This window comes from Pseudomonas salomonii, assembly GCF_900107155.1.
Taxonomy (GTDB): Bacteria; Pseudomonadota; Gammaproteobacteria; order Pseudomonadales; family Pseudomonadaceae; genus Aquipseudomonas; species Aquipseudomonas salomonii.
The window spans coordinates 519,379-534,052 of the sequence record NZ_FNOX01000002.1; the positions used below are offsets into that span (position 1 = coordinate 519,379).

General features: G+C 55.8%; 19 protein-coding genes. 10 read left to right on the top strand and 9 right to left on the bottom strand.

Annotation, left to right across the window (positions count from 1 at the left end; genetic code table 11):
- Nucleotides 1-163 precede the first annotated feature (163 nt).
- The 3 genes from BLV67_RS06380 to BLV67_RS06390 form a co-directional block, all read right to left on the bottom strand.
- Nucleotides 164-367: a helix-turn-helix domain-containing protein gene (locus tag BLV67_RS06380; RefSeq protein WP_069787793.1), complete on the bottom strand. Its 204-nt coding sequence runs from the start codon at nucleotides 365-367 to the stop codon at nucleotides 164-166.
- Nucleotides 368-1,532: 1,165 nt separating this feature from the next.
- Nucleotides 1,533-1,910, bottom strand: coding sequence for a termination factor Rho (locus BLV67_RS06385; protein ID WP_069787794.1), 378 nt, complete (start codon nucleotides 1,908-1,910; stop codon nucleotides 1,533-1,535).
- Nucleotides 1,911-2,214: 304 nt separating this feature from the next.
- Nucleotides 2,215-3,354 (bottom strand): glutathione-independent formaldehyde dehydrogenase, encoded by a 1,140-nt coding sequence (locus BLV67_RS06390; protein WP_054070027.1) that lies wholly within the window; start codon nucleotides 3,352-3,354, stop codon nucleotides 2,215-2,217.
- Between the two features lie 227 nt (nucleotides 3,355-3,581).
- Between BLV67_RS06390 and BLV67_RS33275 the strand changes: the two genes are divergently transcribed.
- The gene (locus BLV67_RS33275) at nucleotides 3,582-3,785 is read left to right on the top strand and encodes a hypothetical protein (protein ID WP_069787904.1); all 204 of its coding nucleotides are present in this window, start codon (nucleotides 3,582-3,584) and stop codon (nucleotides 3,783-3,785) included.
- Nucleotides 3,786-3,792: 7 nt separating this feature from the next.
- Here the strand turns inward: BLV67_RS33275 and BLV67_RS33280 are convergent, their stop codons facing one another.
- Both BLV67_RS33280 and BLV67_RS06405 read right to left on the bottom strand, forming a co-directional pair.
- A complete protein-coding gene (locus tag BLV67_RS33280; protein ID WP_074854427.1) occupies nucleotides 3,793-4,041 on the bottom strand; it encodes a hypothetical protein in 249 nt (82 codons plus the stop codon).
- A 4-nt stretch (nucleotides 4,042-4,045) separates the two neighbouring features.
- Complete coding sequence (locus BLV67_RS06405; protein WP_069787795.1) at nucleotides 4,046-4,756, bottom strand: glycosyltransferase family 2 protein; 711 nt, start codon at nucleotides 4,754-4,756, stop codon at nucleotides 4,046-4,048.
- A gap of 191 nt (nucleotides 4,757-4,947) precedes the next feature.
- Here BLV67_RS06405 and BLV67_RS06410 point away from each other — a divergent pair, with 191 nt between their 5' ends.
- Nucleotides 4,948-5,202: a hypothetical protein gene (locus BLV67_RS06410; protein ID WP_045792168.1), complete on the top strand. Its 255-nt coding sequence runs from the start codon at nucleotides 4,948-4,950 to the stop codon at nucleotides 5,200-5,202.
- 336 nt (nucleotides 5,203-5,538) lie between these two features.
- Here the strand turns inward: BLV67_RS06410 and BLV67_RS06420 are convergent, their stop codons facing one another.
- The gene (locus BLV67_RS06420) at nucleotides 5,539-5,781 is read right to left on the bottom strand and encodes a hypothetical protein (RefSeq protein WP_240164006.1); all 243 of its coding nucleotides are present in this window, start codon (nucleotides 5,779-5,781) and stop codon (nucleotides 5,539-5,541) included.
- Between the two features lie 270 nt (nucleotides 5,782-6,051).
- On the opposite strand from BLV67_RS06420, the gene BLV67_RS06425 reads away from it, so the two are divergent.
- Together BLV67_RS06425 and BLV67_RS06430 are read left to right on the top strand one after the other, a co-directional pair.
- Nucleotides 6,052-6,489 carry a hypothetical protein gene (locus tag BLV67_RS06425; protein ID WP_069787905.1) on the top strand — a complete coding sequence of 146 codons (438 nt, stop codon included), beginning with the start codon at nucleotides 6,052-6,054 and terminating at the stop codon, nucleotides 6,487-6,489.
- 25 nt (nucleotides 6,490-6,514) lie between these two features.
- Entirely contained in the window at nucleotides 6,515-7,045 is a 531-nt protein-coding gene (locus tag BLV67_RS06430; protein WP_069787798.1) for a cupin, read from the top strand.
- On the opposite strand, the gene BLV67_RS06435 is transcribed toward BLV67_RS06430, so the two are convergent.
- On the bottom strand, nucleotides 7,042-7,542 hold the full coding sequence (locus BLV67_RS06435) for a CinA family protein (RefSeq protein WP_069787799.1): 501 nt from the start codon (nucleotides 7,540-7,542) through the stop codon (nucleotides 7,042-7,044). The genes BLV67_RS06430 and BLV67_RS06435 overlap by 4 nt on opposite strands.
- Nucleotides 7,543-7,729: 187 nt before the next feature.
- Between BLV67_RS06435 and BLV67_RS06440 the strand changes: the two genes are divergently transcribed.
- The 5 genes from BLV67_RS06440 to BLV67_RS06460 all read left to right on the top strand — a co-directional run bounded on the left by BLV67_RS06440 (nucleotide 7,730) and on the right by BLV67_RS06460 (nucleotide 10,800).
- Entirely contained in the window at nucleotides 7,730-8,491 is a 762-nt protein-coding gene (locus tag BLV67_RS06440; RefSeq protein ID WP_069787800.1) for an OBAP family protein, read from the top strand.
- Nucleotides 8,492-8,572: 81 nt separating this feature from the next.
- Nucleotides 8,573-9,883 carry an SDR family oxidoreductase gene (locus tag BLV67_RS06445; protein ID WP_069787906.1) on the top strand — a complete coding sequence of 437 codons (1,311 nt, stop codon included), beginning with the start codon at nucleotides 8,573-8,575 and terminating at the stop codon, nucleotides 9,881-9,883.
- Nucleotides 9,884-9,923: 40 nt separating this feature from the next.
- Nucleotides 9,924-10,205, top strand: coding sequence for a hypothetical protein (locus BLV67_RS06450; RefSeq protein WP_074854428.1), 282 nt, complete (start codon nucleotides 9,924-9,926; stop codon nucleotides 10,203-10,205).
- A gap of 101 nt (nucleotides 10,206-10,306) precedes the next feature.
- On the top strand, nucleotides 10,307-10,561 hold the full coding sequence (locus BLV67_RS06455; RefSeq protein ID WP_069787801.1) for a DUF6555 family protein: 255 nt from the start codon (nucleotides 10,307-10,309) through the stop codon (nucleotides 10,559-10,561).
- Entirely contained in the window at nucleotides 10,561-10,800 is a 240-nt protein-coding gene (locus tag BLV67_RS06460) for a hypothetical protein (RefSeq protein WP_069787907.1), read from the top strand. Before BLV67_RS06455 ends, BLV67_RS06460 begins: the two co-directional genes overlap by 1 nt.
- Nucleotides 10,801-11,030: 230 nt before the next feature.
- Here BLV67_RS06460 and BLV67_RS06465 read toward each other — a convergent pair whose 3' ends face one another.
- Complete coding sequence (locus BLV67_RS06465) at nucleotides 11,031-11,957, bottom strand: NADP-dependent oxidoreductase (RefSeq protein ID WP_083269419.1); 927 nt, start codon at nucleotides 11,955-11,957, stop codon at nucleotides 11,031-11,033.
- 178 nt (nucleotides 11,958-12,135) lie between these two features.
- Here BLV67_RS06465 and BLV67_RS06470 point away from each other — a divergent pair, with 178 nt between their 5' ends.
- Nucleotides 12,136-14,448 (top strand): FdhF/YdeP family oxidoreductase, encoded by a 2,313-nt coding sequence (locus BLV67_RS06470; RefSeq protein WP_069787803.1) that lies wholly within the window; start codon nucleotides 12,136-12,138, stop codon nucleotides 14,446-14,448.
- Here the strand turns inward: BLV67_RS06470 and BLV67_RS06475 are convergent.
- Nucleotides 14,420-14,674, bottom strand: a complete 255-nt coding sequence (locus BLV67_RS06475) for a hypothetical protein (protein WP_069787804.1) — start codon at nucleotides 14,672-14,674, stop codon at nucleotides 14,420-14,422. The two genes, BLV67_RS06470 and BLV67_RS06475, sit on opposite strands and share 29 nt — an antisense overlap.

Sequence of the window (14,674 nt, forward strand, 5' to 3'; positions counted from 1 at the left end):
GCATAGGTGCTTGCCTCACAATCGGTAGCCTTCGAACATTCTCGATGACTATCAAAAAAACGATTCCAACTGACCGTCTCCTTCAATAGTGGGGCAATCCAACGCGAGGCACATGCCGCATAAAAGAAGAACCTATGCAATGTAAAAACACATACAACGGCAATCAGCCATCATGCGATATTTGTACTGATTCGTCACTGGCTCCGCCCGCCTTCACCCAGATATCTACCTCAGCCTTCTGAAATTTCCACAACCGCCCGACCTTGTGAGCAGGCATCTGACGTTTGGCAATCCAGGCATATATGGTGTCTTTGCTGACACCCAAGTGTTCGCTTATTTCTTCGACACCAAACCAACGATCAGACATATCACAGACCTGCGTGAACGTAAGACTTAAGGGGTTTTTAGTGATTTTGCCCGTTTAGGTCAGGTTAGGATAGATTTAAAAGGATTATATCCAACCGGGCGGACCTCATCGATGCCAGAAAAAGCCCCCCTAGGTAACAACAGAATCTGACTAGCCTTTCAGCCCGATTAATCGCCGTGTCCGCAGCAAAACATTGCTCCAGCAGAGTAGCTCAGGAAGCGTCATCTGATGCACCTACGCCCCATGCTTCTTCGCGTTCCAGCTAAGGGCCATTGAGGTTGACGTCCCAATAAATAGCTAAGGAAATGCGAGCTGCTGAAACGTAGCCACTTTTCGCTCTTTACCCCCCCTGACCCTTAAGAACGAAGAATCGGAACTGAGCTTCCGGGTTTAGCGCCGCGCAGCGGGTGAGGAAAAACGGCCTAATCGCCCGTAAAACAGGCCGTCTGGCAAGGCTATCTGACATGCGAAAACGCTGAGAAAGGAAGAGAAATATCGGACTGGAATGGTGCCAAAGGCAGCGCGAAAAAGGGCCAAAAGCGGCGCAAGCACCTACCGCAGTTGAAGCGTGGATCCATGATATTCGCGCGCAGGAGTTAATATTGAATCTTCAAGTCACAGAGGCCATCTCCAAGCTTGTTGGTGATAATCTGAGGATCCTGTACAGGGTGGCGCTGGAGAAGCGTCTCCATAAAATTGCGAGCGCGTAGGACGAAATCATCTTAGGCCATGGCGCGGGCAAGACGTCCTTGTTGGCGGTAGCGGTTGAGCATTTACGAGCTTTTGGCGTCTAGGAGAGGCCCTTTGGCCTAATGGGCGATGCTTTATCGCTAAGGCAGAACTTCGCGGGCCGTATCTGCGACCGAGTAGCACTGGTGGTGCTCTAGAGACGATCTTCGAGAACCCTGGGCAAATCAAGCAGGGGCTGGCAAGGCTGAAGGCTCAAGGATCTATCTCAAAGCTGTGCTCACGCGACTGCCGACGCACCGAATTGCTACCCCACAGGTGGGCACCCGTTTAATCACGCAAGGTGTGTTGGGCAGGCGCATACCGACCGGTGGCCCCTGAGGGGTAAACTTGGCCAGCCGGCGCCGTTACACCGAAGCGGCCAGCGTGAATTCATTGGTCGCACCGCTCATGCCACGTGGTCACTTCAGTTAAGTCCTTAACTCACCTCATTCAGCGCCTTGATCAGTTCGATCTTACGCATAGTCGAACGCCCCGCTATTCGGTGTTTACGAGCTCGCTCCATAAGCTCATTTTTGCTCATATCCTCTAATCGCTGATCAGTTCGCGGGGCACCCTGTCGTGTTGCTACAGCTCGCCGGGCTGATGATTCTCGGGCTTTAGCCTTTTTTGCTTCGGTGGTTTTCTGCCCAGACCCACCCTTCCGTTCGCCGCCACCTGACTGTTTATTAACTGTTCCCCACGCACGACGTGCTGCTTCATCTTCGGGAACCCCTTTAGCCTCGTAGCTATCTTCGATATGTTTCGCTTTGCGTTTTTGGTTATCGGTGTACTTGTCTTTATCCCCGCGCGGCATGATCGCATCCTCTTAGTGGCTGAGCACATTGCCTACATTTGTGGAGCATCCAACCCAACATTTTATTGTCTTCAAAGGGTTTTGGCCCAGCGGTTCATAACGGCCTGGGCCATCAATTATCGCTTACTGTCGTCCGCCTTTCCTTCCTGCATCTGTACAGAGGACTTGGTGCCGCTGGAGTTGTCTTTGGTTGCATTATCGGCGCTGTCAAAGCATCCATGAAGCATGAATACACTGCAGAAGCCCAAGCACATACTCAACTTTTTCATGATCGTTTACCTACTAGTGAATTTGGCTGTTCATTTCAGGCTGCTGGCTTGAGTACGACCTTCGTCCAGCCATCGTCACGTGCGTCGAAGTGCTTATAGGCATCTGGGCCTTCGGCGAGCTTGAGTCGATGAGAAATGATCTGAGATGGTTTGGCACGACCGTGATGGATAAGCTCGGCCAAGCGACGGTTATAGACTTTGACGTTAGCCTGCCCAGTTCGAATCTGCTGCCCCTTGAACCAGAAAGCGCCGAAGTCGAAGGCCATCTTGCCTTCTTTGGCCAGTTCATTTTTAGCGCCTGGATCCTGCGGTACAAACACTCCAACGACACCGATGCCCCCCGTCGCTTTTGTCGAGGCGACAAGGTTATTCATAGTGAGATGATTGGCCTCATGACCGTGGCGGTCGCAGCATTGGTAACCAACACACTCACATCCTCGATCGGTGCCTTTGCCGTGAGTCAGATTTAAGATTTGGTCCACTGCCTCTTTCTCAAGCGAGTTGATGGGCGTAGCACCCATCTGAGCGGCGAGCTTTAAACGGTCGGGATGATTGTCGACCACGAACACCTGAGAGGCGCCCTTGATGATTGCTGAGTGGGCGGCCATTAAACCCACCGGGCCGGCGCCGTAGATGGCAATGCTCTCCCCAGGAAGGAGGCCCGCCAGCTCGGTTGCATGCCAGCCCGTCGGGAAGATGTCGGACAGCATGACGTAGTCTTCTTCACGCTCTTGCGCATCTTCTGGCAGCACCAGGCAGTTGAAGTCTGCATAAGGCACCCGAAGCAGTTCGGCCTGCCCTCCCTGATAAGGGCCCATGTCAGCGAACCCGTATGCAGCACCCGCGCTGCCCGGGTTAGCGGTCAGGCAGAATCCGGTCAGACCTTTTTCACAGTTTTCGCAAAAGCCGCAGCCGATGTTAAATGGCAGGCATACGCGGTCGCCTACCTTTACCCGATCCACACCGGCGCCAACTTCGATGACCTCGCCCAGATTCTCATGGCCAAACACTCTGCCGGTTTCGAAAGAGGTTCGGCCTTCATACATATGCAGATCAGATCCGCAGATATTAGTGGCCGTCACCCGCACCAGAACGTCGGTGGGTTTTTCAATTTTGGCGTCCGGCACATTTTGCACACTGACGTCACGAGGGCCGTTGTAAACGATGGCTTTCATTGCGTTCTCCCAGAGGCAAGACGAAAGGGGTTTTTCGTCAGCACATGTTTAATCTGTCCGAGAGAGCAAAATGTATGTTCAAGAAATTCGAGGCATGTCTGACGAGCGGTACATTCTAAAAATCGCTCAAAAAATCTGAATTATTCGCCCTCGTATCCCTCTCTTTTCTTATCGATAGAGATTGAGAGGTTGGCTTGAGTTATCTGGATTGGGTTCAGTGGCCCGCCATGGCAGTGACAGTGATCGCCGCGTGGCTTATCGGGTCTCAACGCCCCGCGAGAAGAATGGCCGGGTTCTTCTGTTTTATTTTGAGTAATGTCCTTTGGGTCGTTTGGGGGGCTTATGCTGAGGCCTACGCGCTGATCGTGCTGCAGATCTGTCTTTGCTCGATGAACCTACGTGGGTTTAAAAAGAATTTTAAGAATCAGTAGGCGCGATTTATTCTGAGGCCTGGCTACTGTGCTGATTTTTCCTGAACCCACGAGCATTCATGCCAAGCAAAATGCACTCGAGTGCAATCAATCCGAAAGCATTTGTGTGCCATCCCCAGATAACCCATAGCGCATTGCTGAGGATAAACCCCCAAAAGGCAATCATGCGCCGGCGCGGTTGTTGAGAACCGATAAACCAAGCTGATATGACAGTCACTACCATGGCGGGCCATTGCACCCAATCAATCAGATCCACAAGGTCACGCCCCCCGGAGGCCAGAATCTGAACTCATGGACGGCTCGACACCTATGTCGGTATTGGGAGGCATAAGGGAAGCCAGATAATCTCCAAATCCACCCCGGCACTTGTAGTCCCGGCGTGCACTGGTGACCACAGGGTTAGTGGCTGTCCAGACAATACGTGCTCCTATCCTCTCAAGGTCTGCAACCAGTTGAACATCCTCGTGTGCCATCAAATGCTTGAACCCACCAGCGTTCTGATAAGCCTCGGCACTCAAGCCGAGATTGGCACCATGGATATGGCGATGGTTCTCGATAAACTGGTACAACGCCAGGTACTGAGTGCGAACCGCCTCGCCGTATTCTCTCCAGCTGTCGACCTCAACTGTTCCACACACCGCGTCAGCGTCAAACTCAATCTGACGCGCTAGCCAATCGGGCGGTACAACGGTATCGGCATCCGTGAAAGCAAGCCACCGAGCACCAGCTTTCAGTAACTGCTCAGCACCTACAGCTCTCGTCTTACCCACGTTTTGAAAAGAGACACCAATCGACTGTATGCCCATCGCCGCGACCATTGCCTCCGTGCTATCTGAGCAGTCATCCAAGACGACAAGTATCTCGACCAACTGATCTTTTAGCGACGGGTGTTCAACCGCGAGGAGCACGGACTCGAGGCATTGGCTGATATAGCGTTCCTCGTTATGAGCAGGTATCACGATCCCTATCATTTTCTCTCCCTTACCTCGCGACGTGTGCCCAGCAATCGACACCGCCCTGATAAGGAAGGTTTAAAGAATCTATCGTAGCGAGAGCAGCTGCATCTAAAGGAACGTTTCGGAGCGCCATTATCCTGCCAGTATTTACGCCGCGGCATTCTGAACTAGCCTTGTCGTGTTTAGGCTTTTAATCCGGAGAACTGATGGACACGCTAACCAAAGTGGAGGTTGAAGCAGCCCTTTCCGCTCGCCTTCCTAACTGCGCAGTTCACTGTGCGTTCAATCCCGACGGCAGCCTTTCGGTGACCGTGACGGCGCACGATGCTGATCAGTTCACCATCGCCAATATCAATCGCGCCCACTATCACGGGGAATCAGGAATCAATAGGCTCATACGGGAAATACTGGAAGAAATGGTCATATCGAGACAGTCTTCCAGGCGTTCATCTGTGGGGTAATAAATAGGAATTCATATGCCGGACTCTACTGAAGCGACGATGCATTCAATCAAAATTGAATACCTAGTGGACACGCTGTTCGGAGTGAATCCACTCGCAAGCGAGTGCAGAGCACGCATAATGCGCAAAGCGTCTGGATTTCAGCTGCAATTCGCACTGCCGTGGCCTAGCGAGCTACAACATGCCCACACACTTACCTTCGAATGGGAGGGCGGCTCCTACCGTGGGGTGGTGCACCACACTGAAAAACTTCCCAGTGGAGAGCTGCTGTTGGACGTCGCCCCATAAGCTCAGTCGTGATGGGGGAGAAGCTGGAAATTGCGCCTGCCGCTGCTGTTACGCCGAGGGATCACGCTTCAGATGGGCTTTGGCTTCCAGCATGGCCCGGGCATGCCCCGAATCAGCCAGTTGTTTGAGTTCCTCACATTGGTCCCAATCAATGACACCGCCGCTTAACAGCGCTTTGGCACCGTCCAGCAGAGCACGGTGGTAAGCATCCGGAGAATTGGCGCGGTAATCGTAGTCGTTCAACGCCTTGTACAAAGCTTTGAGCTCGGGTCGTTGGGGTAAGTGGCTCATAATGCTCATCCTGTTTGGAGCAGGGTTTGTCTTTTCGCCTATTTCTATGTGAGAGCGTCGCCGACCTGAATGTTCAAACACAATCACCCCAAAGCCCCCCCTATTCAGCATTGGTGGATAGCGCTGCACGCCACTCGTCGAGGGATATGCACAGCGTTAAAACTTTATTTACCGTTGCACCCTCCCACTTGTGAAGAGAAAAGAATTTTCTCCTAGATGAATCGATTCAATTGAATCCGACAGTGTGAACGCTGCGTGGAGATGACAATCATGAACCTGCGCCTCCCCATGTTTTTGATCTCGTGTTTTACCTTTTCAAACGCCTTGGCTGCGGCGTGTGATGTCTACACGCACTCTCAGAGCGATCAGGTACCCGTGGTTGAACAGCACACCTGCTACACGTACGAAGGCGTGCCTTCCGACGCTATCGATTGGTCGTGCAGCAACGAAAACAAGGACATGATGAACACAAAAAAAACCAAGATCGCTCAATGCGCCGGCGACTATACGGCCAGTTGCAAGGCAACACTCACACACGAGGCACTTGCGAATCCTCATGCAACCGCCAAAGTTCCTGGCCACGCGGGCGCGATGCTTCCCAGCAACGCTGGGGTGGTGACCTATCACTACGCCGCACAGGACCTTAAGCAAGCCAAAATCGATTGTGAGAAAGACGGCGGGCAGTGGACGTGGCAGTCAGCTCAATAACCGGATTTCAAATGGCGCATCCCATATGAACGGCTTTGAGAATGGTACAACTGCGCCAATACCGCTTATGTTTAAGCGCGGTGATACGGTGCCCAATAACCCAGACCTGCCCGTACTTTTTTATTCAGAGGCACTGTCCAAGCCCTTCAACGACCTTGCGGCACTCTTTGAAGCAATGTTCGCCAGCCAAGGTTGGCCACCTCAGTGGCGTGATCGGATCTACAACTATCATCATTACCATACACAGGGGCACGAAGTGCTGGGTGTCGCAAGCGGCCATGCTCAGCTGATGCTGGGTGGTGAGCACGGGCAGGTTCTGAACGTGAGTACAGGCGATGTGTTGCTGTTGCCGGCAGGCACCGGACATTGCAGTCTGAGCGCCAGTAAAGACTTCCTCGTAGTAGGCGCCTATCCGCCAGGCCAGCAAGCGGATATCTGCCGCGAGGCGCCCACCCCGGCACAATTGAGAAATATCGAACGGCTACCATTTCCTGATGAGGGGCCAGTAAAGGGCGATCAACGTGTTTTTCGCAGGCTGTGGGTCAGAGATCGCTAAGCGCCCTCTCCCGCCATGGCTAGCTGGTGAAAATGCGGCAATGATTTCAGGGCATGGAGGGATGCCGCCAATTGGACCTCCTCGCGCGATCCCATGAAGCGTTCCTTTCGACTGAACACGCTCAGACCTCGCCCTACTCGATAGGCCCAGGCAAAACACACAGTTCCAGGAGGTATTCCATCGACCACATCAGGACCGAGTATGCCTGTGGTCGCGATGGCTACATTTGCCGGGCTGTCGTCCAGCGCCCCGAGAACCATCTCCCGAGCAACCTCACGACTCGTGAGATTAAAAGTATTTATGGTGTACGCGCGTACTTTTAGTAGTCGCTGCTTCGCTTCTGGCGAGTAGACAACATAACCACTCTCAATACATGCCCCCCCTCCGTCGACCTCGGAAAGCAATGTGATAATTTTTCCCGCGGTACAAGACTCGGCCGTCGCAATGACCAGTCGATTGCGTTTGAGGTACTCCACGATAGAAGTGGCGACTAACATGATAATTGCTCCTGCGCGCGAGCGATTGCGCTATCACCCGTTCCAAAAAACGACCTTTCAGATCAATCAACGTTCAAGTGAAAGTGTTTTGAACGTGCACGGTGTCAGGATTTCCAACGTCTACAGAGTTGAACCTGACGTTCACGAATACAGCTTGAGAGAAGGCAAGAGGATGGAACCTACGGCAATGATTACCAAGACAGCCAGAATGGCCAAGTCATGCTCCTTGGCGGCAACCTTTACCCTGTTAAGCGCCTGCGCTGGCAATCATTCTCCCTCGAACGTGGGGGCACCCGGTAAACCGACTGCTCCATCTACCCGAACCCTGGAAGCCGGTGCAGCCTTGCTCCAATCTCGTCCGCCTGTTGATGCATTGAACGCCTACCTGGACGGTTTTCACTTTTATAACGGCCATCCTGAGGTACAGATGGAAGCGCATCACTACTGCGCGATTCTCAATGAAGAGGTGATTCAATGCGTGATCTACGACGGCAATCGCAAGGATGCAAAGTTGATGGGCGTGGAATACATCATCAGCGAGCAGTTATTCACCACACTGCCTACCCCTGAAAAGGCGCTGTGGCACAGCCACGTGCACGAAGTGAAATCAGGACAACTGGTCGCGCCGGGAATCCCCGACGTGGCGGAGCACGCGTTGATGGAAAAACTGGTGCATACCTACGGTAAGACTTGGCATACCTGGCATACCGATCTCAACAAACGCCTGCCGCTGGGTGCGCCGCAACTGATGATGGGGTTTACCACCGATGGCCAGGCCGACCCTGGGATGGTCGCCGAGCGAGATAAGCGGATGGGTATCGACAGCACCGAAAAGAAGAAGACACGCATCGATATAGTTGCGCCACCCATCGCACCGGGTGCGGACGCATGGCAAAAGGGCACCGTTATTCAGATCACCGATCCGACTGTAACGGCCCATCAGCACTGAACGCACCACTCAGTCATTTGGATTGAACGATCATTTGCTAGCCCTTCTCTATCGCAAGACCAGAGATAGGAGGATGTCATGATGATTGATTCAGCAACCGGAATGAGTCCTGGCGAACGATACGCAGTGGAGAGCCTAGAGCGAACAAGGAGCTTTTGCGGTTTTTTCCTGGATGGAAAATATTACCTGGGTCCTGAACTCTTGACGGCTGTCGGGTGGCTGGAGGGCCAGACATTTATTTACGACGAGCTCGACGCCTTAGGCGACCCGGTATTCCCCGACCGTGTCGCTGGCACGATTGAAAACCTTACCCTCGTACTGGCCGACGGTGCCCGTTTGAAACTCCATCCGATACCTGTTCATGTGCCCGAGGATTTGCCTGCACGCGCGCCTGTAATGGGAAAAAACAATGGCCAGTTACACGGCAAAACGGTGGTGATCACCGGCGCCTCAAGCGGCATAGGTCGTGCTGCTGCTCACGCATTCGCAGAACAAAGTACCCGGTTAGTCTTGGCGGCTCGTGATGAAAAGGCGCTGGCAGAAGTGGTCGAGGAATGTGCTGTACGCGGCGCGCAGGCGATCGCCGTTAAAACCGATGTGACACATGGCGACCAAATGCGCGCGCTGGCGGAAAAGGCTGCGGCTTTCGGAAATGGCCGCATCGATATCTGGATCAATAACGCCGGTGTAGGGGCCGTCGGCAGCTTCGAAAACACGCCTTTGGAAGCACACGAACAAGTACTGCAAACAGACCTGCTCGGTTACCTGCGTGGAGCCCACGTGGCGTGGCCCTATTTCAAAGGCCAGAAAAGCGGGATTCTGATCAATACACTCTCGCTGGGAAGCTGGGTCGCCCAGCCTTTTGCTGCCGCGTATTCAGCCAGTAAATATGGCCTGCGTGGCTTGACCGAAGCACTGCGCGGCGAATTGGTTGGCTACCCGAATATTCATGTGTGCGACATCTATCCCGCCGTGATGGATACACCGGGCTTTCGCGATGGCGCAAATTTTACTGGCCATACATTGACGCCGCCGCCACCGGTCTATGATCCGCGTCAGGTAGCGCGGGCGATGGTCGCTTGCGCGCTGCAACCGAGGAACAGCACCACTGTCGGTACCGCCGCAACCATCGCTCGAGTCGCGCATTTTTTGCTGCCCGCCTTTCCCCAGGTATCCGGCTGGCTCACCCGCACCGCCCTGCAACGGGCACCCCACTCAGCGACTTCGTCGGGCAACCTGTTTAGACCCGCCAGCGGTGAGCGCCGCATTGAAGGCGGCTGGCGACAAACACGCCGTACACCGTATTGGTTGATTGCAGCAAGCGCAGCGTTGTTACTCGGCGGTGTGCTCATTGCGCGCAAGCATTCAACAAACAACAAGCCGCATAACTGAAATGGGGGGCAGCCGCCCCGTTTAAATGAGGTAAATCAGCATGTCTTACAAATTCCAAGGTAACGCGAGCGTAATGACTGCCTCTCGTCATTTGGGCACACCCTCGGATGAATGTTTTAATGAGTCAGCAGAGATCCATTTGAGCAGCAGTGGAAAACCAACGATTGCGCGTTTGGACTTCGACAAGCCACTGGATTGGCCGGGTAATCCTAACTTTGTCGCAGTCCATTTACCCGATGGCTCCACCGTGAGTGGCGTCATCGTCGATATAGAGCGGCCCACGAATGCGCCCGGATGGGTCACGTTTACAGTAGATGATTGAGGTGTGATAAGCGCCGGAGCTCATCCATCGCATTGTCGGACAATTTTTTTGAATTTTCTTTGACGTCAAATATCTGTAATTCATGAGCATAGGGAGGTCTCATGAAAGATAGCAATCTATTTACCATCGAGTATCAGCTTCACGGTGAACCGAAGTCCTTCATCGTGCGCGCATCGCAAATGAACAATGCCGAGGCTTGGCATTGGGCCAGCTGCGATGCAGGCGTCGCCGTCATACCGAAATTTGGCCAACACACCCTCAAGCGTGTCTCCAAACCGATGGCGGAAAAATACGGCATCACGCAGGTACGCTGGAGCGCCGCGACGCAGGTGCAGTGGGCGGAGGGTCTCGCATGATGAACAGCCAGACGCTTGGTTATACGACGAGACAAGCACGCGATGATGAGGTCGCGCGAAATAACGAGATGTTTTTTGAAGCCGACCGACTGGATGCGCGAGCGTACAAAATCATCGAGTCCTACAGCGGCGACGCGCAGACGTGGGCGCGCTTCATCGAAGCGAAGAAAGCTGCAGATGCGCAACGCACCGCCGCTTACCAAGAGTGGATGCGCATCCATCGTACAAAGCGAAGATAGCCGTCAGCCCTGTCGAAAACAGGGCTGACGCCCGGTCAAGTATCACGCCCCTGACTCAGGGTCTTTTGAAGGACCGCCAGGGGCGACGCCGACTTGACCGACGTCCGCCTTCCAGGGGCGGTCGACCGTCGGGTCCTCCGATTTGTCGTTGCGCTTTGCCGTATCGGGCCGCACCTTTTGCCCGGTTTGCCCCGACGTATGGGGTTTGGATGGTGGGTTCATGACGCCTCTCAATCACTGATATGCAGCACGACCTTGCCGTGCACATGCTCATTGGCCAGGTAATCCAGCGCCTGCACCGCAGCCCCCAACTCGAATACCTTGGCGAGGTAGACCTGCACATTGCCTGCCTCGATCAAGCCGGCGATCTCTGTCAGCTCCTCGCCACGTGGCGCCGCGGTAAACCGTGCGCCGGTCTTGCCGGCTGCCTGCGGATGGCTGGCGTCGGGCATCGTCAGGGTCGACACCAGCCGGCCCCCCTCCCCCAGCACTTGCCAGGAACGGGCCTGCGTGTCGCCGCCGATCAAATCAATCACCAGGTCAAACTCCTTGCAAATGTCCTCAAAACGCTCGGTCTTGTAGTCGATCGCGCGGTCTGCCCCCAGCTCGCGCAAGAACGGCAGGCTGTCCGTGGAGGCGGTGGCGTATACCTGGGCACCCTTGACCTTGGCAAACTGCACGGCAAAGTGGCCCACCCCGCCGGTCCCGCCATGGATCAGCACCTTCTGCCCTTGCTCGATCTGCCCGTGCTCCACCAGGGCCTGCCAAGCGGTGTGGCCCGCCAGCGGTACACCGGCCGCAACCGGCCAATCCAGTGACTGGGGGATATGCGCCAGATGCACCGCCGGTACCCGCGAATACTCCGCATAGCCACCGTCGGCGCCAATCATCGCAAACACCCGATCGCCCTTCTTGAAATCGCTGACGCCCTGCCCGACTTTTTCTACCAGGCCGGCGACTTCACGGCCGAGGGTCAGCGGGAGTTTGTCCTGCTTGACCTCCGGGTATTGGCCTTCACGAATCTTGTAGTCCACAGGGTTGATCCCCACAAAAAAATTCTTGACCAGCACCTCGCCTGCCAGAGGCTCCGGCACCTCGACGTCACAAAATTGCATGACCTCGGGGCCGCCAAACTGCTCAATCCTGATTGCTTTCATGGTACGCACCTCATTGTCTGTTCAAAGCACACAGGGGTGTGGAGGACCGCCGATGTCCATGGGTTCACTTGATATCGAGCAACACTGACAAACGGCATCTTCCACCCACGAATCCACTCGAACCTTTGCGTCTACCGGCCCGTCCCAACTGTATTCAGCCAAGACCCGGGAGTGCCTGATGCTTATCTACCCCAAAAGCCATTTCCAGCCTTATACCAATGCCTGTGGCGGTTGGGGTTCGGCCAAGTCGGTGATGCAGATCCTGTGGCGCGAACAAGCGCTGGCCAAGGCGCCCGCCGCGCTGTTCAAACAGAACAAGCCCGACGGGTTTGCGTGCGTCAGTTGCGCCTGGGCCAAGCCCGGCCATCCCCATGCGCTGGAGTTCTGTGAGAACGGCGCCAAGGCCACCGCCTGGGAACTAACGTCTCTCAAGACAGACCCGGCGTTCTTTGCCGAGCACAGCCTCAGCGAACTGCGTACCTGGCCCGACTATGCGCTGGAGCAGCATGGCCGCCTGACCCACCCGCTACGCTACGACCCCGACACTGATCATTACCGGGAAACCTCCTGGGAAGAGGCCTACCGTGAAATCGGCGCCCAACTCAAAGCCATGGACCCCGACAGCGTGGTGTTCTATGCCTCCGGGCGGGCGTCGCTGGAAACCTCGTTTATGTACCAGTTGTTCGCGCGCGCCTACGGCACCAACAACCTGCCCGACAGCTCCAACATGTGCCACGAGAGTACCTCGGTAGGGTTGCAGGAAAGCATAGGCGTGCCGGTAGGCACCGTGACCCTGGCAGACTTCGAGCACACCGATTGCCTGTTTTTCTTTGGCCAGAATGTCGGCAGCAATAGCCCGCGCATGCTGCATCAACTGCAGGACGTGCGTCGCCGCGATGTGCCCATCATCACCTTCAACCCCCTGCGCGAACGCGGCGTGGAGCGTTTCGTCAACCCGCAGTCCCCCACGGAAATGCTTACGCCCGACTCGACCTTGATCAGCACCCAGTACCATCAGGTGGCAATCGGCGGTGATACGGCAGCGATCACCGGTATCGCCAAGGCGTTGCTGGAAATGGATGACCTCGCCACCGAGCAAGGCAGCCCGGCGGTACTCGATCATGACTTCATCGCCGGCCACACCGACGGCTTCGAAACCTTCACCACCTATGTCCGTGGCTGTGCCTGGCCAAAGTTGGAGCACCAGAGCGGGCTGACGCGCGGCGCACTGGAAGCCGCCGCGACCGTGTATGCCCACAGCCAACGCGTGATGTTCGTCTACGGCATGGGGCTGACCCAACATCGACACGGCGTGGCCAACGTGCAGATGCTGGTCAACCTGCTGCTGCTGCGCGGCAATATCGGCAAGGCCGGTGCCGGGATCTGCCCGGTGCGCGGCCACTCCAATGTGCAAGGCCAGCGCACGGTAGGCATTACCGAAGACCCGAAAAAAGTACCGGCGGAGTTGATCGAGCAGCACTTCGGCTTTAAGGTGCCAGAGAAAATGGGCGTGTGCACGGTGGATGCGTGCGAAGGAATTCTCAGCGGCCAGGTGCGCGGTTTTGTCGGCCTGGGCGGCAACTTTCTGCGGGCAATTCCGGACACCTCGCGCATGGAGCCCGCCTGGCAAGGGTTGCACCTGAACGTACAGGTCGCCACCAAGCTCAACCGCACGCACTTGCTGCCGGCGCGTCACCAGTGGCTGCTGCCATGCCTGGGTCGCATCGAAATAGACCGGCAAAATGGCGTGGCGCAAACCTACACCACAGAAGACAGCACCGGCTGCATCCACAGCTGGCGTGGCAGCAGCGAGCCGGTCGACCCTCATGTGCGCGCCGAAGCCAGCATCGTCGCCGGGCTGGCCATGGCCACCCTCTCCCATCCCTGCAACATCGATTGGCAGGCCTGGAGCACCGACTACGCCAAGGTCCGCACGGCCATCGGGCAGATCTACCCGCAGATATTCCACGACATGGAAAGCCGTATGACCGAGCCTGGCGGCTTCCATCGCCCGATTGCCGCCGCGCAGCGCAAGTGGCTGACCCCGAGCGGCAAGGCGCAGTTCGTCAAGCCCGTGACCCTGGCCGAAGATGACGACGTGAACCTTGCGCAACCGGCACGGGATGTCCTGCAACTGATGACGCTGCGCAGCAACGATCAGTTCAACACCACCATTTACGGTTATGACGATCGCTTTCGCGGGGTCAGCGGCACGCGCGAGGTGATTTTCATGCACTGCAACGACATCGTGCGCCTGGGCTTCACGCCCGGCGCGCAGGTGATGTTGACCACTGCCATCGAACCGGAGGTCAAGCGCCAGGTCGGGCCATTCGAAATCATCGCCTACGACATTCCCGAAGGCTGCGCCGCGGCGTACTACCCCGAATGCAACCCGCTGGTGCCGCTCTGGCACCACGCTGAACGCAGCAAGGTGCCGGCCGCCAAATCGGTGCCGGTGCGGCTCAGCGCGTCGCCGATTCACCCAGGATGAACACCACCATTACCAGCAACCACAGCAGGTACACCCATCCAAACAGACGTACCCAGCCGCGGTGCCGGTAAAGCCCTAAATAGAACAGCAACAACAGCAGGAACTGGCCGGCGGCGGCGAGCATGATCACGCTGCCGAACCGGGGCTGATAGCGAACGCACAGTATCTGCACGGCCAGCAACAGCATCAGCGCCCCATAGACTTTCAACGCGCCCGCCTTGCTCAT